Origin of the sequence: Bacteroides mediterraneensis, assembly GCF_016900355.1 — a bacterium.
GTDB lineage: Bacteria > Bacteroidota > Bacteroidia > Bacteroidales > Bacteroidaceae > Phocaeicola.
Window position 1 is genome coordinate 19959 of sequence record NZ_JACJKA010000026.1, and the last position, 19358, is coordinate 39316.

Here is a 19358-nt window from a genome sequence, read left to right on the forward strand (position 1 = left end):
CGTAACCGGGTGATTACACTAAATGATTGATTTTCTTTTGTTTTCCGATGTTGCAAAGGTACAAAAGAAAATGGAATTTCAAAGTGTACTAAAAGTGTACTGAATAACAGAAAATGGGCAAAATATGGCAAAAATGGAGAATATAAGAAATTTGCAAGTTATTGATAATAAGGAAGATAAATTCTTTTATTTTCCCATGATTTCTATGCCTTGTACCGGGTCTGGGTACGAAGAGGTTGACTTGATAAAGTCAGCCTTTTTTTATTTACAAACCAATCTTCCGCTCCATGAAAAATCGTATTGCAGAGCTCGATTACTTGAAAGCCGTATTTATTCTGCTGATGATAGTGTTTCATTTGGCTTATATCGGTGACAAGTATCCCTACGCCAAATCGCTGGTGTACACGTTTCATATGCCTGCGTTTCTCATCATTTCAGGTTATGTGATGAATATCGCCAAGGGAGTCCGTCCGTTTCTTCGGAGCATGGGATGGATTTTTGTGCCCTATGCCGTGATGGAGACCGGTTACGTGGTGATGTCTGCGCTGTTGCCGGTCCGAGAATCGGTGGATCATCTGACGGTTTCTTTGTGGCTTGACAAGTTGTTTCTTCATCCGTTGGGGCCTTACTGGTATTTGCATACCTTGATGTTGTGTGGATTGACTTACCTTGGAGTGGATAAATTTTTGGGGCGATGGAATCAGACAGTGTCTGTATGGATTTTGTTGGCTCTGTGTTATGCCGTATTGTCAGTTTTGGGAGTGCTATCCTTAGTCAATGCGCTGTATTTTATGGCAGGGGCGGTCTTGAAACGGACAGAAGTGGACTTCCGTTCTTTTTTTACTCCTTCTTTTTGGGCCGTGGTACCCGTGGTATGGCTGGCATGTGATGAAGCTAACTTGAACAAGGGAACTTTGTCGGGAGTGGCCATGACCTACCTGGTCGTAAGTCTGTTGTTGGCCGTGTTCCGTCATCTTCCTGAAAGAATAAAGCATCCGATGAATTACATTGGCTCGCATACCTTCATTCTGCTGGTTTTCTCGCCTGTGTTTACGATGGCTGTCAAGCCGCTGGTGAAAGTGTTTGCCTTCGACGCCACCGGAATGATGTTTCTTCTTGTGTCACTTTTTATCTGTGTGCTGGGTTCTTTCGGCATTGCCTGGTGTCTGGATCGTCTGCATCTGTCACGCTTTTTCTGGGGGAAATCCCGCATGCTCTAACTTTTAGTAGTGAACTGTGACATCTTGTCATCTTCTGAGATTATGGCATTGATTTTGTACGTAAAAGAGTAGATGTTGAATTACTTAATAAAATACATAGAACTATGATCTCAGAAAAATTACAGAATGCTATCAACGAGCAGATTACTGCTGAAATGTGGTCTTCTAACTTGTATTTGTCCATGTCTTTCTATTTGAAGAAAGAAGGTTTCGACGGTTTCGCTTCTTGGATGAGAAACCAGTCACAGGAAGAATTGCAGCATGCATACGACTTGGCTGATTATTTGGCTAAACGTGGGGGTGCAGCAAAGGTAGACAAGATTGATGTCGTTCCACAAGGCTGGGGCAGTGTACAAGAAGTTTTTGAACATGTGTATCAGCACGAATGCCATGTTTCTGAACTGATTGATGAATTGGTCAATGTGGCTTCTGAAGTGAAAGATAAAGCTTCACAAGATTTCTTGTGGGGATATGTCCGTGAACAAGTTGAAGAAGAAGCTACTGCTCAGAACATCCTTGAAAAGATTAAGAAATGCGGTGATGCTGCCGGTATCCTTTATTTGGATGACAAACTGGGACAGCGTAAATAATCACGCCTGTTTTTCATGAAATATTAATCCTGAATGAAAGTCTGGAGTTATTTAGACTTTCATTCAGGATATTTTGTATCATAATCTTCCTATCCTTTTTGTTTTTCCACTATAAACTTTATCTTTGCCTGTTGAAATAAACATAGAATCCGAGTAAAAATGGGGGATATAATATTAAGGGGGTGGAACTGGTGTCGCCGCTTCCGGCATCGTTGCGGGTATGGAGTTCATTCTCCGGCCGATTTCTTTTTTATCACGTTCGTGATATACGAACGCTTGCCTTTTTATGCCTACGGGCCGTTGCATCATTTGCGGCGGGTGGTAGCTTTTCTGCCTCATTACCGGGAAAAAGTAGATAAGTTTTTGTTTCGGCTGGTCAATTATCTTCGTCCTTCCGTATTGTGGGAAATCGGAACGGGGAGCGGTATGAGCACCCGTTATATGGCTGAAGCCCATACGGATATGCAGGTCTATACTTTTGCGAACGAACGGGAAGATGCCGTGAAACGAATCCTTTCTGGAAAATCCTCTATTGAATATGTGACGGGTGACTGTGATAAAGAGATGAGAAGACTGGTAGCCGAAGGAAAGAAGCCCGAGGTTGTGCATATTGCGCATACCGATGCGTACAAGGAAGTATATGAACAGCTGCTGCCGCTGACGGACAAGAATACCTGTTTTGTCATAGGTAGCCCTTATGCTACGCAGGAGAAAAAGAAATGGTGGAAAGAAGTGATAGCAGATCCGCGAACGGGAATCACTTTCGACCTGTATGATGTGGGGCTGGTATTTTTCGATAAGGAACGTGTGAAAGAGCACCGCATTGTGAACTTTCTTTGAGTATAACAGGAACCTTAAATTTAAAACGATATGAAACTGACTAAAATTTATACCAAAACGGGAGATAAGGGTACGACGTCACTGGTTGGAGGCGTACGGGTTTCCAAGTCGGACGTGCGTCTGGAAGCGTATGGTACGGTAGACGAACTGAATTCTACGCTCGGACTGCTGATTTCGGTGATGGACGATGCGGAGAGTGAAAGACTGCTTCGGTTTGTGCAGCATAAACTTTTCTCACTGGGTTCTTATCTGGCCACGGACATCGAAAAAATGGAACGCCCGGTAGAAAGTTCTATTTCCGAAGAGAACGTACATCGGCTGGAACAAGCCATTGATGAGATAAATGCATCGTTGCCTTCTTTAAAAGGTTTTATCCTTCCGGGAGGGAGTTATCCGGCTTCTGTCTGTCATGTGTGCCGTACGGTTTGTCGCCGGGCAGAAAGGCGGATTCAAGCTTTGGAAGACACGCTTTCCTACGAACTGGATGTGCAGGTGAAGTGTTTTATTAACCGATTGTCTGATTATTTGTTCGTTTTATCTCGAAGGTTAAATAATTTAACAGGAAAAAGCGAAATTTATTGGGATAAGCGTTGCGAGTGAGAGAATTTGTTATACATTTGTGACTCAATAAAACGGAAGTAAAACTGTTTAAAATTATATACTATGTATTGGACATTGGAATTGGCCTCAAAGCTGGAAGATGCTCCTTGGCCAGCAACTAAAGACGAGTTAATTGACTATGCAATGCGTTCGGGAGCTCCTTTGGAAGTCATCGAAAACTTGCAGGAAATGGAAGATGAAGGGGAGATTTATGAAAGTATAGAAGATATCTGGCCTGACTATCCGAGTAAGGAAGATTTCTTCTTCAACGAGGAAGAATATTAAACAGTAAAATAGTCAAGAAGAACTTTTTGATGAGTCCAGGCAATATCAGCTAAGTCTGATATTACTTGGACTTTTTTCTGAACAAACGTTATATAAGGCCGGGTGTCAGTAACTTGTTTCATTCAAAATTTGTTCTTATTACAGAAGATATTATTTTTGCAAAATAAGAAGATAAGGAAAATTTGATAACCCCTCATTATTTTGATTTTATGAAAAGAATATTATTGATGCTCCTGACAGCAGCCATGCTGACACCGGCTTGTGGAAGCAATGCCGCGAAAGACAGTCAGGCAAAGGCACAGGAGAGTACAGCGGAGCAGAGCAACGTGGTTCACTTGACTAAAGCTGAGTTTCTGACTAAGGTGTATAATTACGAAAAGAATCCCAAGGAATGGAAATATGAAGGCAAACTGCCGGCTATCGTCGATTTCTATGCCACCTGGTGCGGTCCTTGCAAGATGGTGGCTCCGATACTGGAAGAACTGGCTGGAGAATACAAGGGAAAGATTGTAGTGTATAAGATTGATACGGACAAGGAACCGGAACTTTCTGCAGCTTTCGGTATCCGCAGCATTCCGACGTTGCTGTTCATTCCGGCAGAAGGCACGCCGCAGGTTTCTCAGGGTGCCATGCCGAAGGATGCACTGAAGAAGGCCATCGACGAATTCCTGTTGGGGAATAAGAAATAAACTCCCGGTGTGGGAAAAATGAAGCGTCCCCGAAGCCAGCAAATAAAAGCTTCGGGGACGCTTCTTTATAATAAGTTGTCTATTACTCTCTGTCACTGTCTTCAATCAGTTCGCGGATGGTCTGGTTGAGTTCATCCTCTTTAAGCAGTTCTTCCAGAGTGAGGTGCATGCGCCAGCGCCAGTAATGCCGCGGATGGGCTGGAATATTGATGCGTTCGGCTTCCACATTCGGATTGCGCAGGCGTTCATTGATGCTCATCCAGTCTTGCCAGGCCAGTATGCAGAGCAGGGAAGGACTCTTCAGGTGATTGAATACAATGTCTTTGCAGAGCCATCCGGGAGCAGGCGAAGGAGTAGCTCCCATGTGGTGCATTTCATTGTGATAGAAACGTTCGGTACGTGCAGGGTCTTCTTCCCACCAGCCGCGCAGGGTAGACATATCGTGCGTACCGATGGTACATACCGACAGGAACGGATAGTTTTCCGTGTGTCCGAATTCCTCGTTCATCTCTTTGGGCATGCGCTGTATTTCGAGCGACAGAATCTGCAGTTGTTTCATGACCCAAGGCACACATCCGGGTACCATACCGAGGTCTTCGCCGCAGACCAGCATCGGAGTGGACTGGGTGAGTACCGGCAGTTTCTTCATGGCTTCCTGATACCAGAATTCGTTATGCCGCTGATAGTAGTAGTGGTTATACAGGTGGTTGAAGGCTTCTTGGTCTTTAGGGCTCAGCTGCTGGAACACGAAATCGTGTTGTATGGCAATGCGCGGATGATATTTTTCCGGATCATGGTGGTCTGGGATGAAGAGTACGTCACTGATGAGGCTGTAGAGTCCTTCTTTCAGTTTCAGGCTTTCTTCGTCGTGCTTGTCACCGAACCAGGCTTCCACTTTCCGCTGGGTATCAAACTCCGGACGCATGGCGTAGTGTCCTTCTGCCATTGGTTCGATAAAGGTGTTCCGCACCATTTCGCTTTGTGCCCCGAACAGTTTCTCCAATACCGTGTCGTCTATGAAAGGACGGGTCATGAGCTCGGGGTCGAAATGGAGTCCGAAACTCTTGATTTCGTCCACACTGAGCGGAAGGGACGGTGAGAATTGTCCGAGCAGTCCGTGTACGGAATGGTCGGGGATTTCCCAGATACGGAAGAATCCCAAGATATGGTCGATGCGGTAGGCCGTGAAATATTCGGCCATTTTGGCAAAGCGGCGACGCCACCAGCGATAGTTGTCTTTTTCCATGGCTTCCCAGTTGTAGGTAGGGAATCCCCAGTTTTGTCCGTTGACGGAGAAATCATCGGGAGGAGCGCCGGCCTGTCCGTTGAGGTGGAAGTAATGCGGTTCCACCCATGCTTCCACGCTGGTACGGCTGATGCCGATGGGGATGTCCCCTTTCAGCAGGATGCCCTTCTGACGCGCATAGGTGCTCACTGCCAGCAGTTGCACGTGGAGCAGGTATTGCAGGTAGTAGTAAAAGGCAATCTGCGGATAAGCTTTGTGCTCGGCCGTACACAGCTGGGCGATTTCGTCGGGCTGGTAGGTACTGTAAGCCGGCCATTGGTTGAAATCCGGAGTGCCGTATAAGTCGCGCAGGTAGCAGAAAGCGGCGTACGGGCGCAGCCATTCTTCGTTGCGGCGGAAGAAATCCAGAAAATCTTCTGAAGCCAGTGTCTTTTTGCCTTCCTGTTTGTAAATCTGATGCAGGTAATTCAGTTTCAGCTGGGTGGACTGTTCATAATCCATCATCGAGAAAGAGTTTACCTTGAGGCGTTCCTTCTCGAAGGCTTCGGCAGCTTTTTTGTTTTTGAGTGCCGGAAGCTGGCGAAGGTCGATGTACATCGGATGGAACGCGTAGATGGAGATGCTGTTATAGGGATAAGAGTCGGTCCATTTTCCCGTCAGTGTGGTATCGTTGATGGGTAGAATCTGGATGGCTCTCTGCTTGGTCTGGCAAGCCCAGTCCATCAGCATCTTCAAGTCGCCGAAATCGCCCATGCCGCAGCTTCCTTCCGAGCGGAGAGAGAATACGGGAATGGCGCATCCGGCAATCCGGTGAGGGGTATCTTCGAAGAACACCTCCGTTTCTATGGGCAGGTAAGTTTCGCCGCGTTGGAGTGGCTGGAGGGAAAAGGTCCGGTTGGGACGTGTTTCCCATTTCTCCACGGCACCGCTTTCTTCCTGCAGGGCCACGAACTTGTACTCAAACGGGAATTGCAGGGTGGAGGCATCCAGTGTCAGGTGCCATACGTTGGGCTGTACTTCCTTCATACGGAGCGGACGGCAGTATTCCCAGTTGCCTAAGGCCGCGCAGCTGCCGATGATTCCCAACTGTTGTTTCCGGTTCCGCAGTCCCGGACAGAGCGCCCGGAAGGTGATGCAGCGTCCGGCGTCGTTGGAGAGTTTGGTCGGCTGTTGCGGTATATATGCGTGGTTGAAGGCCGAAGTGTAGAGATAGGCATTTTGCGGCAGGTCTCTCCAGCAGTCTTCAATCAGGTAATGGTGCTGTTGTATGTTGCCCGGGTAGAAAGAGTGGGGAATGGCTCCGAATTCTTTCCGTGTCACCTTTCCGTGCAGTTTGACGGCATAGCGGTAAGTGATGGGTTCGGAGGAAAGGAAGTCGCAATCTGCCACTCCTGTCCATTCTTCTCCGTTGCGGGTAGTCATTTCTACGGCGTGTTGTATCTGTTGCTGGTGGAGGAAGACACAGAGGCTTTCTCCCCAGACCGTACGGTATTGTATGCGAAAAGTAATTTTCATATCGTATGTATTAGTTTGTGGCTTTTTGTTTTGCTCAAAAGTAATGAATCTGATGGAGTTGTGCAAATAAAAAACTCCGGATGTCCTTGCGGAATCCGGAGTTTCCCTCTGTAAGATGTGAGGCTGGATTTAAAATAATGAATTAAGAAAAAATTGAATCATGCGTCGATATTTGCATACGTCGCATTCTTCTCGATAAATTCACGTCGTGGACCTACATCGTCGCCCATCAGCATGGAGAAGATGTAGTCGGCTTCGGCCGCATTTTCAATGTTCACTTGTTTCAGGATACGGGTTTCCGGATTCATGGTGGTTTCCCACAGCTGTTCCGGGTTCATTTCACCCAAACCTTTGTAGCGCTGGGTGTGGATGCCTTGTTCGCTTCCGTCACCGTATTTCTGGATGAAAGCCTGACGGGCTTCGTCTGTATAGCAGTATTCACTGATTTTTCCTTTGCTGCATTTGTACAACGGCGGAGTGGCGATGTACAGGTGTCCGCCCTGGATAACCTCGGGCATGTAGCGGTAGAACAGTGTCATGATCAGGGTGTCGATGTGAGAACCATCGACATCGGCATCGGTCATGATGATGACTTTGTGATAGCGCAGCTTGTCGATGTTGGCTTTCTTGCTGTCTTCTTCTCCGTCCACTCCGAAGCGTACGCCCAGTGCCTGGATGATGTTGTTCACTTCGTCGCTTTCGAATGCCTTGTGCCACATGGCTTTTTCGACGTTCAGAATCTTACCGCGCAGCGGCAGGATGGCCTGGAACTGACGACTTCGCCCCTGTTTGGCAGAACCGCCGGCCGAATCACCCTCGACGAGGAACAGCTCGCATTCTTCTGCCACACGGCTGGAACAGTCGGCCAGTTTGCCCGGCAGTCCGCCTCCGCCCATCGGGCTCTTGCGCTGTACCGATTCGCGGGCCTTGCGGGCAGCCACACGTGCGGTGGCAGCCAGTACCACTTTGTCGACAATGATTTTGGCTTCTTTCGGATGTTCTTCCAGGTAGTTGGTCAGGGCTTCGCCTACCGCCTGGTTCACGGCACCGCTCACTTCGTTGTTGCCGAGCTTCGTCTTGGTCTGACCTTCGAACTGCGGTTCGGCTACCTTGACGGAAATTACGGCAATCAGTCCTTCACGGAAGTCCTCTCCGGAGATTTCCACTTTGGCTTTTTCAAGTGCCTTGCTCTCTTCGGCATATTTTTTCAGTACACGGGTCAGGGCCATACGGAATCCGGCCTCGTGCGTACCACCTTCAATGGTGTTGATGTTGTTCACATACGAATGCAGGTTTTCGCGGAATCCCGTGTTGTACATGATGGCACACTCGATAGGAATTCCCTGTTTTTCCGTGTTCAGGTAAATTACGTCGTCAATCAGCGGTGTATTGTTGGAGTTCAGGAAACGTACGAACTCTTTCACTCCTTCTTCGGAGTGGAACACTTCCTGCTTGTAAGAACCGTCGTCTTCCTTCACACGCTTGTCGGTCAGCGTGATGGTGATACCTTTGTTCAGGTAAGCCAGTTCGCGCATACGCGCCTGAAGGATGCTGTATTTGTATTCAGTGACCGTGAAGATGCTGGCATCGGGCCAGAACGTCTGTCGGGTACCGGTGAGGTCGGTGGTGCCCACTTCCTTGACCGGATAGAGCGGCTTTCCGCAAGCATATTCCTGCTGGTACACTTTCCCGTTGCGGAAGACGTTGGTAATCATGTGGGTAGACAGGGCGTTTACGCATGAAACACCCACTCCGTGCAAACCTCCGGATACCTTGTAAGAACCTTTGTCGAACTTACCTCCGGCATGGAGTACAGTCATTACGACTTCAAGGGCTGATTTTTTTTCTTTCTGGTGGAAATCGACCGGAATACCTCGACCGTTGTCTTGTACGGTAATCGAGTTGTCTTCGTTGATGGTTACTTCTATATGTGTACAATAACCGGCAAGGGCTTCGTCAATGGAGTTGTCTACTACCTCGTAGACCAAGTGATGCAAGCCTTTTTCGCTGATGTCGCCGATATACATGGCGGGGCGTTTACGAACGGCCTCCAGTCCTTCCAGCACCTGGATACTGCTGGCCGAGTAGTTGCTTCCGCTGTTCTGTGTCAGTTCTTCACTCATGTTTTTTCTTTGTTTTTTTAAGCTTTCAAAGATACTAAAAAAACTGGTATAAACCGATTTTCAGCACTCTAAAAATCGTGAAAAAGACATGAGGCAGGTAGATACGACAAAAGGCCAGATGACGACATCCAGCCTTAATATCTTTTTACGTCAAGCGTAAACTTAAGCCAATTTGCTGATATAAGCAGCCAGTTTAGACTTCAAGTTAGCAGCTTTGTTCGCATGGATAATGTTGCGCTTAGCCAGCTTATCCAACATTTTCTGTACACTAGGATACAATGCAACAGCTTCAGCTTTGTCTGTAGTTGCACGAAGTTTCTTCACTGCATTGCGCATTGTCTTCGCATAATATCTGTTGTGAAGTCTTCTTTTTTCTTCCTGTCTGATTCTCTTAATAGATGATTTGTGATTTGCCATCTCGACTAATCTTTAATATTGTTCGTGATTTCTGTTTATTATGTAGCCCGTGGGGGAATCGAACCCCCCTTTCAAGAATGAAAATCTTGCGTCCTAACCGATAGACGAACGGGCCATCCTTTGTCTCAGGAAGACCTCCTGATTCTTTACAAGGATACTTATCTCTCGTTTGCGGATGCAAAGGTAGGAAGAATTTTCTAAACTCCAAAACATTCCTGATTTTTTTTGTTTGTTCCGACGTGATTTTCCGTTTAAACCGGCCGGATTGAGGCTGGAAGGAAGGGGAAAGTGGGTTTAAGTCGGCGTGGCTGGAGATTTTTTGGAAGGCCTATGCGTATTCTTCCGTATGCAGTGAGGTATTCTCTGTCTCACAGTGCGGGATTTGTGTTCCACACTGTGGGATATGTATTTCACACTGTGGTTTTTGTATCCCACACTGTGGGACAGAGAAATCTTTATAGATTTTGTTTGTTTAGTATAAGTACTTTTTCTATCTTTCGCCTTTAAAAACGGATATTATATAAGGTAGATTGAGAAATGAAGGACTATAAATTGAAGTCTGTAGGCGTTTACAACGGGAGTGTGTGTGTGGCGTCGTTGGACGGAAAGAGTGGAAAATTCGTTCCATGTGAAAAATTGGAATCCTGTAAGGAGTTGGTTTATATGCGTTTGCGTACATTGGAGGCAGTGGCTTCTTTTCGTTTTCTGGAGCGCGCGATAGGGGTATTGACCCAGCATGAGATGCCTGTTTTTGCCATGGCTTCTTCCGCCGGCAGTTTTTCCGTAGTGACGGGAGGTGGGCATGACAGTCTGGAAAAGGTCTTCAAGGAGCTTTCTTCGTTTGCCGAGGTGGAACTGGAGCACAATGTGGAGGTAATTTGTGTGCAGGAGGATACAGACACATACGGCAAGAAAGCGGAACAGAACTTGGTGTCGTTGCTGAAAGATATTCCGGTATTGATGGTTTCTTCGGAAGAAGGAGCCGGACGTGTGACATTGACTGTGCGTCGGGAAGATCGTGAGAAGGTGATTCACCTGTTCCAGGAAGTGTGTGAATGACGATGCACCATGCTAATTCTGAAAAAATATGCTGCAAAGATTGGAAGGGGTAGTGCTGCACGTAGTGAAATACAGCGACAAATCAAACATCGTACATATCTATACGCGTGAGAACGGGAGCATGTCGTTCCTGATACCGGCGGCGCGTTCGCGCAAATCGTTGGTGAACGGGGTGTTGTTTCGTCCGCTTTCGTTGGTGGAAGTGGAGGCCGACGTGCGTTCACGCACGGCTCTTCCTTCGGTGAAGGAAGCCCGGCTGGCTTATCCGCTGGAGTCTGTGCCTTATGATCCGTATAAGCTGGGTATTGCCATGTTTTTGGCAGAATTCTTGTCGCATGCGTTGCGCGAGGAGGGAAAGAACGAACCGCTTTTTGCCTATTTGTCGTCTTCCATCCGCTGGCTGGATGCCTGTCGGGCAGATTTTGCCAATTTCCATTTGGTGTTTTTGATTCGTCTGTCTCGCTTTTTAGGGTTCTATCCCAATCTGGAAGATTACCGGGAGGGCGACTGGTTCGATATGCTGAATGCGTGTTTCGTACCGGAAAAGCCTCTGCATGGCATGTCGCTTTCACCGGAAGAGGCTTCACACATCTGTCAACTGGCCCGTATGAATTACGAGACCATGTTTCTCTTCGGCATGCACCGTCTGGAACGTCAACGCTGCCTGTCGGTCATGATGGAATATTACCGGCTGCATCTGCCGGATTTTCCGGAACTGAAATCGCTCGATGTATTGAAAGAACTGTTTGGTTGAGGTTGTACATGGATGCACAAAAAAACGGGATGTATTCTCGTTTGTAGAAAATACATCCCGTAGAAAATTTTATGGGAGGATTTTATCCCAACAATTCTTTTACTTTGGCAGAAATGGCACGTCCTTCAGCCAGTCCGGCCAATTCCTTGGAAGCTACGCCCATTACTTTTCCCATGTCTTTACCGCTGGTAGCACCTACACGGGCAATGATGTCTTTCAGTCTGGCTTCCAGTTCTTCCGGAGAAAGCTGTTTCGGCAGATAAGTTTCGATGACACGAACCTGAGCCATTTCTTCTTCTGCCAGGTCGGCACGTCCTTGTCCTTCGTATACGGCAGCTGAATCTTTGCCTTGTTTTACCAGTTTCTGCATGATTTTCAAGGCTGCATCGTCTGTCAGGGTATCGTTGGCTCCCGGAGCAGTTTTTGCTTCCAGAAAACATTTCTTGATGTTACGCAAGGTTTCCAGTCTTACCTTGTCTTTGGCCTTCATGGCCTCTTTGATATCGTTGCTGATTTGATCAAATAAATCCATATTCGTAATATATTATTTTAAAATGTCATTCATTTTGGGGTTAGAAGGTAATAGTCATGGAACCGGAAGCATTGGTGGTCTCTGGTTCTGGTTTGACTTTTTCTTCTGTAGTGGCTTTGGAACGGATGTTTTCCAGTTCCATTTTGGTACGCTTGTAAGTCGGAGTGGTTTCTACCATGCTGATGATGTCATCATTGGCAAGGTCTTCCTGACTGAAGATGTAAATGTTCGGACGTTTCTTCCGCATGCTGCTTTTCAGGATGCTCTTTCCGTAGTAGTCGCTTCGGCGTTCGTCCTTCTTCTGTTCTTCTTCTTCCAGGTCGTCCAGGCGTTTCTGTTCTTCCAGTGAACGTTGTTTGAGCACGTTGTCCATGCCCGGTACGTCTTTGATGCCGAATCCTGTGGCCAGAATGGTGAACTTCACCTGGTTTTCCAGCGTTTCGTCGGTATAAAGACCCCACTTGGTTTCTACGTCCTTGCCGAACTTGCTCATGAATTCGTGGATTTCATCCATTTCACCCATCATCAGTTCACTGTTAGGGCTGTAGGTGATGACGAACAAGACTTTCTTTGAATTGAAGATGTCGTTGTTGTTCAGCAGCGGAGAGTGGAGGGCATCGGTAATGGCTTGTGTCACTCTTCCTTCTCCTTCACCGTATCCGGTACTCATGATGGCTACTCCACCGTCTTTCAACACGGTCTTCACATCGTTGAAGTCCAGGTTGATGATACCTCTCAGGGTAATGATTTCAGCAATGCTCTTGGCGGCGATGGACAGGGTGTCATCGGCCTTTCCAAAGGCATTCATGACACTGATGTCGGAATACACATCACGCAGACGTTCGTTGTTGATGACCAGCAAGGCATCTACGTGTTTGCTCATTTCTTCCACACCATCGAGTGCCTGGTCAATTTTCTTGTTGCCTTCGAACAGGAATGGGATGGTTACGATACCTACGGTCAGGATTCCCATATCCTTGGCCGTTTTGGCGATGATAGGAGCGGCACCAGTTCCGGTTCCACCTCCCATACCGGCTGTGATGAATGCCATGCGGCATCCGTCATTCAGCATATTCTTGATGTCTTCAATGCTTTCTTCGGCAGCTGCCCGTGCTTTTGCCGGACGGTTTCCGGCTCCCAGTCCTTCACTACCTAATTGCAGTTTACGGAGTACGGGAGATTCTTCCAAAGCCTGGTTATCCGTGTTGCAGACCACGAATGTCACATCATGGATACCTTCTTTGTACATGTGGTTGACGGCATTGCCACCACCGCCACCCACACCAATTACTTTGATTATATGTGGAGAGTCTTTCGGAAAATCGAAAGGTACCATTGTTTCGTCTGACATAATTCTATCTATTTATGTGAGTAATCAGTTGTCTTTTAAAATCTCGTCGGAAAGGTTGGTTACTTTTTTGGTGAAGATGTCGATCCAACTGTTTTCTTTCTTTTCTTTATTGACTTTAGCTTGTAGTTCGTTCAACTCTTCTTCCTTTTCGGCAAGATGCATACGCCGTGCATTTTCAATTTCTTTCAATGCAGCCTTGTATTTCTTCTTGCTCAATTGCAACCGGGCCTCTTTTACATAAATGTTATATTCCTCCAGCCGTTTGCGGTTGCGCTCCTCTTCCTGACGTTTCTTTTCTTCATTGATTTTCCGGATACGTTCTGCTTCCTCTTCGGCTTTGCGTTTTTCCTCTTCTGCCTTGAGGCGTTCTGCTTCTTTCCGTTTGGCTTCTGCTTCTTGTTCCGCCAGATCGTTGATGAAGTCCAGCTGGTGGCCTTTCCGTGGGTCTATCTTAAGGCAGTTTTCCTTGCCTTCTACCAATAGGCCAATCAATGTGTTCTTTGTGCCGTTCTTGGGTAACTGAATAGCGCCGTCCAATGCGATGTTACAGCCTTTAGCGATACGGATTTTTTCAATTTTAGTAATCTGCTTGAAGGCTTCATCAATGTTCGGCATGTTGGAGGCTCCTCCTGTAAGCACCAAACCAGCCATCAGCTTATCGCCGTAATCGGAAACCATAATCTGGTTCCACACGTTGGAGATGATTTCATTGACACGGGCTTCCACGATGTATTCCAGCTTGTGGGCTGGAACGGTACATTTCCCTTCGATGGAGTATTCCTGTTCGTGGGCCTGATCTTCGTCCTCTGCGGGCGGGGTAAGGGCACATCCGTAGCGAATCTTCAATTGTTCGGCATCCTCTTCTTCTATTTGCAGGCTGCAAATATCTTTTGTGATGTTGTTGCTTCCCAAAGGAATGACAGCCAGATGGCGTAGAATATTGTTTTTATATACGGCTACAGTGGTTGTATCCGCTCCTAAATCTACGAGGGCACAGCCGGAACGTCTTTCACTGTCGGTCAGTACCACATTGGCTGTGACTACCGGTGAAAGTAAATAGTCTGCTATTTCATATTTTGTTTGCTTGAAGCATTGAGCTATTCTGGCTTTCAGGGTATGATTGGCAATGATATTCAGGTAATGTCCTTCAATGCGGTCGGCCGAGATTCCGACTGGTTCAGTCAGGAGATTATTCCCCACCTTGTATTCTTGAGGCTCTACACCCAGAATTTCTTGGTCTACCAATGAAATCTCACGGTTGTTTTCCATGAGCGACTCAATCAGTGCTTGTGAGATTTTCGTATCTTCTCCTAATTGTTTGGTAACGTTGTTGCGTATACTTCTGATAGATTGTCCGCCGATTCCTACATAGACTTTCTTGATGGAAGCCTGCAAATCGTTTTCCAGTTTCTGGATAACAGAAACCAGTATCTGTGTGGTTTTATCTAAATTGAAGATAGCTCCTTTTTTGATACAATCTGATGAAGGGGCATTGGCATAGGCAAGAATCTGGATACTTCCATCAGCATTCTTTTTACCGGCAATCCCTGTGATATTGGTCGAACCCAGTTCGATAGCTGCTATAAAATCTGTTACTGCCATATGTTAGTTTTCTTTTCTTGTTCCGATAATTTGGTTGTTAAACTCAATGCTGATCCGTTCGTATTTGTTCCAGCCGATACGGTTTAGCACTTTACTGTAAAACGTTTGCAATTTACTGAATTTTTCTTCAAAATCAGTGGCTTTTCCTAAAAAAAGAATATGGTCTCCCACTCGTGGAACAATTTCGAGTTCTTTTTTGGGAGTTACATTGATTTGTTCCACTTGAGCGTTCCAAAAAGGGCTGTGTTGGAGATACAGTCCTAATTCGTACAACTCTTTTTGGGCAAATTTCCGGTCGATAAATCCTGTGGCGACGGCTACATGAATGGGTTTGCCGGTGGCATTCATGATTTTGCCGGACTGGTCAATATAGTAATTGTCGCCATTGCTGCTCATCACTCGGAGAATGGGGATACGTTGGTAGACTTCAATGCCCACTTTACCGCCGGAGGTAAGATAACATTCTGCTTTGTTGATAAAGGGATGTTTGGACAATGTTTCCTCCAGCCGGCGGACATTGATACTGCCGATGCGTTTCTTTTCTGGGTACAGATTCTTCTCCTTAAGTAGTTTTTTTACCTCTGCTTCAGTGATAAAGCCATAGTCAATGCTGTCTTTGACAACCAATTTCATACCCTTGCAGACCTGATTTTCAGGTTGCCGGTTGAATACAGTAACGGCTACCACCAGGTAGGCCGAAACCACTAACAGAATACAGAGTATGAAAATTCGTTTAATCATCTATCTTTCAGCAATTCATAAATTTGTGGAACGAAATTGTCTATATCACCGGCTCCGAGTGTGATGAGCACATCCAGTTTCTTGTGTTTCAATACGTCGAGCAGTTCTTCTTTGGTACACATGCTCTTCTCAATGCCGGGGCGCAGGTTGTCATAAATGAGTTGACTGGTGACTCCCGGTATGGGGGCTTCACGGGCCGGATAGATATCCAGCAGGATGACTTCATCCAGCAGAGACAGGCTCCTGGCAAAATCCTGATAGAAGTCGCGGGTACGCGTATACAGATGAGGCTGGAATACGGCAGTGATTTTCCGGTCTGGGTACAGGCGGCGAATGGAAGTCACGCTTTGGCGGATTTCTTCCGGGTGATGCGCGTAATCGCTCAGGAACACGATGTGCGAATTCTTTATCTTGAAATCAAAGCGGCGGTCTACTCCTCTGAATTGTGGCATGGCAGCTTTTATCTCTTCCGGAGTGGCTCCTCCGATTTGTGCCAGTGCCATGGCTGCAATGCCATTTTCAATGTTGACATACACAGGTACACCCAACTGGATATCCGCAATATTGCCCAATGGAGAGATATAGTCGAAATAGATTTCTCCTTCGTGGATACGGATATTCTCTGCATGGAAATCACCTTTGTCTACAGAATAGGTATAGACGGTAACTCCCGGTTGGACATCCGGTTTCAGTTCCAGTCCCTCTTTCATAATCAGGTAGCCGTCCGGACGGATGAGGGAAGTGTATTTGCGGAAACTTTCCAAATAGGCTTCGTGGGTACCATAAATGTCCAAGTGGTCAGAATCCGTAGCGGTAATCACTGTGGCATACGGAGTCAGCCAGTGGAAAGAACGGTCAAACTCGTCTGCCTCAATTACCACGTACTCGCTTTTGTCCGACAACAGCAGATTGGTGTGATAGTTTTTGGAGATACCTCCTAAAAAGGCATTGCATCCCACATGCGAATGGTCCAGCAAGAAGGCAGCCATGGTGGAAGTAGTGGTCTTTCCATGAGTACCTGCTACACACAGACCTTTCTCGGTCTGGGTTAACATGCCCAAGACTTGTGCACGTTTGTGGATTTCAAAATGATGTTCCTGGAAATAAACCAGTTCTTTATGGGTAGCCGGGATGGCAGGTGTAAATACCACCAAGGTGGTTTTCGGGTGTAAAAACTCTTCCGGAATTAAGGCTACATTTTCTTCATAATGAATCAGGGCACCTTCTTCAATCAACTTTTCAGTCAATTCGCTCGGGGTACGGTCATAACCGCCTACTTTTTTCCCTTTTGAGAGGAAGTAGCGAACCAAGGCACTCATTCCAATGCCTCCGGCTCCAATGAAATAGACCGCTTTTATCGTATTAATGTTCATGACTTTCTTGGTATTTTAAAGCCAGCTTGCAGACTTCTTTGGCAATGATGGTTGCAGAGTCTTTGATGGCCAGCTTTTTAATGTTCTTACTTAATTCTTCCAGTAAATCCGGTTTACGTACGGTGTCGATAGCTGTATCCAGCAGCTTTTGTGTGGCTTCACTGTCTTTGATGTAAAGAGCTGCCTCTTTGTTTACGAGGGCCAGGGCATTTTTCGTTTGATGGTCTTCAGCTACATTGGGCGAAGGAACCAGAATAACCGGTTTGCCTAACAGACAGAATTCAGAGATAGAACCTGCTCCAGCACGGCTGATAACGAGGTCGGCTGCACTATAGGCCGCAGCCATATCTGAAATGAAGTCAGTAGTGTACAACATGGGCAAGTTGCCATAATTCTGGACAGCCTGTTTGGCTTCATTGATGTAGATCTTACCAGTCTGCCAGATGAATTGTACACCGGATTCTTTTATCTTGTCAAATCCTTGCATCATGCAGTTGTTGATGGTACGTGCTCCCAGGCTCCCTCCGATAATCAGGATGGTTTTCTTGTTCGGATCCAGTCCGAAAGAACGGATGGCATCTTCTCGGGAAATTTTTTCATTTAACAGACCTTGACGGACAGGGTTGCCGGTAAGAATGATTTTATTTTTGTCGAAGAAACGTTCCATGCCTTCGTAGGCCACACAAATCTTTTCTGCTTTCTGTGCCAATAGTTTGTTGGTCACACCGGCGTAAGAGTTTTGTTCCTGTATTAGAGTTGGGATACCCATCATGCCGGCTACTTTTAATGTAGGTCCGCTGGCATAACCTCCCACTCCCACAGCCGCATGAGGCTTGAAGTTCTTGATGATTTTTCGTGCCATCAATTGGCTTCTGAACAATTTGATGAGTACGCTGATGTTTTTCAACAAATGTTTTCTGTCGAATCCAGCCACCGGGAGTCCGATAATCTTATATCCGGCAGCCGGTACCCGCTGCATTTCCATTCGTCCTTCAGCCCCGATGAACAAGATTTCAGCTTCCGGATGCAGTTCTTTAATGGCGTTGGCGATAGAGACGGCTGGGAAGATATGTCCTCCCGTTCCCCCTCCACTTACTATGATGCGTAAATTTTCTTTCATATCGTTGTGTTATTTCCTGCAAAGTTAAAAATAAACTTTTAAACAGACTCTTCTTGTGTAGTGATATTGCTGGCTGGGGTAATAGCCTCTGTTTGTCCAGCTTGTTGTGCCAGTGCTTCTGCTTCCTGACGTTGCTTCAGGTCGTTCACATAGCGGCTGATACTGAGGATGATGCCGATGTACACACTATTTATCAATGTGGCAGTTCCTCCCTTACTGATGAGAGGAAGAGGTTGTCCTGTGACGGGCATGATACCTACAGCCACCAGCATGTTGAACGTGGCTTGCATGACCAGTAGAATTCCAATGCCTGTAATGAGGAAGACGTAGTAGGATTTGTCACAGCTTCTGGCTATTTTCCCGATTCTCATCAACAGAAGGATATAAAGGGCGGCCACAAAGGCGCCTCCCACAAGTCCTAATTCTTCGATGATGATGGCATAGATAAAGTCTGAAAAGGCTTGTGACAGGAAATCTCGCTGAACACTGTTGCCGGGGCCTTTTCCTATGATGTTACTGCTGGCAATGGCAATATTGGCGTGAGCAATCTGCGCATCGTTGTTGATATCGAATTTAGCTGCCGGAATTTCACTTTCGTCGAAATGATTGTTCAGACGGCTCTGCCAAGTAACCATACGGTGTAATCCGATTTTATCCCATGCTTCTCCCGGTACATATTTAATGGTAGCTACTCCGATGAAGATACAGACTATTCCTGCACCTGCCAGCATGCCAAGCTGTTTGAAGGGTACTCGTCCTACAAACATTAACAGGAATACACTTCCAGCTAAGAGAACGGCGGTCGACAGGTTTTCCGTTACAATCATTCCACAAGTGAAGGCTGTAATGATACATATATACTTGAAGGCCTTTTTGTTAGCTCCGTTTTCTTCTTGCATACGCGATAGGATGAAAGCTACCGTGATGATTGTACCCATCTTGGCTACTTCAGACGGCTGGAACTGGATGAATCCCAAGTCAATCCATCGCTTGGCTCCGTTGGTGAGTGAACCCAGAATAAAAACGGCTGCCAGTAATACCCAGGAGATAGGCAACAAGATAATGAAGGTTTTGAACCAGCGACAGGGAATATTGTGCACAATCCAGACCGCGATGGTACCTACCATCAACAACGTCAAGTGGTTGGTGATGGGGCCCCAGTGATCCCCACTTTTATAAGTAAGGGTACTGGATGCGCTGAATACTTCCACGATGGATATCAGGCAAAGGAATAAGTAAATAATCCAAATTGCCTTGTCGCCTTTAAAAAAATTCTTTAGCAAATCCATATATACTTGTGA

The 19358-nt window shown here is 46.5% G+C and carries 18 protein-coding genes and 1 tRNA gene; 8 read left to right on the forward strand and 11 right to left on the reverse strand.

Annotated elements, in window-relative coordinates:
- The first annotated feature begins 287 nt into the window (after positions 1-287).
- The 6 genes from H6A28_RS12490 (at position 288) to trxA (ending at position 4224) form a co-directional block, all read left to right on the forward strand.
- Positions 288-1220 carry an acyltransferase family protein gene (locus H6A28_RS12490; RefSeq protein WP_204473566.1) on the forward strand — a complete coding sequence of 311 codons (933 nt, stop codon included), beginning with the start codon at positions 288-290 and terminating at the stop codon, positions 1218-1220.
- Positions 1221-1324: 104 nt separating this feature from the next.
- Positions 1325-1810: a ferritin gene (locus H6A28_RS12495; RefSeq protein WP_204473568.1), complete on the forward strand. Its 486-nt coding sequence runs from the start codon at positions 1325-1327 to the stop codon at positions 1808-1810.
- Positions 1811-1969: 159 nt separating this feature from the next.
- Positions 1970-2650, forward strand: coding sequence for a hypothetical protein (locus tag H6A28_RS12500; protein WP_204473569.1), 681 nt, complete (start codon positions 1970-1972; stop codon positions 2648-2650).
- A 30-nt stretch (positions 2651-2680) separates the two neighbouring features.
- Positions 2681-3250 carry a cob(I)yrinic acid a,c-diamide adenosyltransferase gene (locus tag H6A28_RS12505; protein WP_204473571.1) on the forward strand — a complete coding sequence of 190 codons (570 nt, stop codon included), beginning with the start codon at positions 2681-2683 and terminating at the stop codon, positions 3248-3250.
- A gap of 63 nt (positions 3251-3313) precedes the next feature.
- Positions 3314-3535 (forward strand): DUF2795 domain-containing protein, encoded by a 222-nt coding sequence (locus H6A28_RS12510; protein ID WP_002558131.1) that lies wholly within the window; start codon positions 3314-3316, stop codon positions 3533-3535.
- 209 nt (positions 3536-3744) lie between these two features.
- On the forward strand, positions 3745-4224 hold the full coding sequence (gene trxA / locus H6A28_RS12515) for a thioredoxin (RefSeq protein ID WP_204473573.1): 480 nt from the start codon (positions 3745-3747) through the stop codon (positions 4222-4224).
- An 82-nt stretch (positions 4225-4306) separates the two neighbouring features.
- Here trxA and H6A28_RS12520 read toward each other — a convergent pair whose 3' ends face one another.
- The 4 genes from H6A28_RS12520 to H6A28_RS12535 all read right to left on the reverse strand — a co-directional run bounded on the left by H6A28_RS12520 (position 4307) and on the right by H6A28_RS12535 (position 9640).
- The gene (locus tag H6A28_RS12520; protein ID WP_204480648.1) at positions 4307-6985 is read right to left on the reverse strand and encodes a 4-alpha-glucanotransferase; all 2679 of its coding nucleotides are present in this window, start codon (positions 6983-6985) and stop codon (positions 4307-4309) included.
- 158 nt (positions 6986-7143) lie between these two features.
- Positions 7144-9108, reverse strand: a complete 1965-nt coding sequence (gyrB, locus tag H6A28_RS12525) for a DNA topoisomerase (ATP-hydrolyzing) subunit B (RefSeq protein ID WP_204473576.1) — start codon at positions 9106-9108, stop codon at positions 7144-7146.
- A gap of 162 nt (positions 9109-9270) precedes the next feature.
- The gene (gene rpsT, locus H6A28_RS12530) at positions 9271-9525 is read right to left on the reverse strand and encodes a 30S ribosomal protein S20 (RefSeq protein ID WP_072543621.1); all 255 of its coding nucleotides are present in this window, start codon (positions 9523-9525) and stop codon (positions 9271-9273) included.
- Positions 9526-9568: 43 nt separating this feature from the next.
- Positions 9569-9640 (reverse strand) — tRNA-Glu (locus H6A28_RS12535).
- Positions 9641-10062: 422 nt separating this feature from the next.
- Here H6A28_RS12535 and H6A28_RS12540 point away from each other — a divergent pair.
- Entirely contained in the window at positions 10063-10584 is a 522-nt protein-coding gene (locus H6A28_RS12540; RefSeq protein WP_204473577.1) for a hypothetical protein, read from the forward strand.
- Positions 10585-10612: 28 nt separating this feature from the next.
- Positions 10613-11338 carry a DNA repair protein RecO gene (recO, locus tag H6A28_RS12545; RefSeq protein WP_204480650.1) on the forward strand — a complete coding sequence of 242 codons (726 nt, stop codon included), beginning with the start codon at positions 10613-10615 and terminating at the stop codon, positions 11336-11338.
- Positions 11339-11420: 82 nt separating this feature from the next.
- On the opposite strand, the gene H6A28_RS12550 is transcribed toward recO, so the two are convergent.
- The 7 genes from H6A28_RS12550 to H6A28_RS12580 are packed head-to-tail and all read right to left on the reverse strand — an operon-like array spanning position 11421 to position 19346.
- Positions 11421-11870 (reverse strand): GatB/YqeY domain-containing protein, encoded by a 450-nt coding sequence (locus H6A28_RS12550; protein ID WP_204473579.1) that lies wholly within the window; start codon positions 11868-11870, stop codon positions 11421-11423.
- A gap of 40 nt (positions 11871-11910) precedes the next feature.
- Positions 11911-13221 carry a cell division protein FtsZ gene (gene ftsZ, locus H6A28_RS12555; protein ID WP_204473580.1) on the reverse strand — a complete coding sequence of 437 codons (1311 nt, stop codon included), beginning with the start codon at positions 13219-13221 and terminating at the stop codon, positions 11911-11913.
- Between the two features lie 24 nt (positions 13222-13245).
- Positions 13246-14823: a cell division protein FtsA gene (ftsA, locus tag H6A28_RS12560; RefSeq protein ID WP_204480652.1), complete on the reverse strand. Its 1578-nt coding sequence runs from the start codon at positions 14821-14823 to the stop codon at positions 13246-13248.
- A 3-nt stretch (positions 14824-14826) separates the two neighbouring features.
- Entirely contained in the window at positions 14827-15564 is a 738-nt protein-coding gene (locus H6A28_RS12565; RefSeq protein WP_204473582.1) for a cell division protein FtsQ/DivIB, read from the reverse strand.
- On the reverse strand, positions 15561-16937 hold the full coding sequence (locus H6A28_RS12570) for a UDP-N-acetylmuramate--L-alanine ligase (protein ID WP_204473584.1): 1377 nt from the start codon (positions 16935-16937) through the stop codon (positions 15561-15563). The genes H6A28_RS12565 and H6A28_RS12570 overlap by 4 nt, the downstream gene beginning before the upstream one ends.
- On the reverse strand, positions 16927-18057 hold the full coding sequence (gene murG / locus H6A28_RS12575; protein WP_204480653.1) for an undecaprenyldiphospho-muramoylpentapeptide beta-N-acetylglucosaminyltransferase: 1131 nt from the start codon (positions 18055-18057) through the stop codon (positions 16927-16929). Before murG ends, H6A28_RS12570 begins: the two co-directional genes overlap by 11 nt.
- Before the next feature lie 38 nt (positions 18058-18095).
- Positions 18096-19346, reverse strand: a complete 1251-nt coding sequence (locus tag H6A28_RS12580; protein WP_204473587.1) for an FtsW/RodA/SpoVE family cell cycle protein — start codon at positions 19344-19346, stop codon at positions 18096-18098.
- Between the last annotated feature and the right edge of the window lie 12 nt (positions 19347-19358).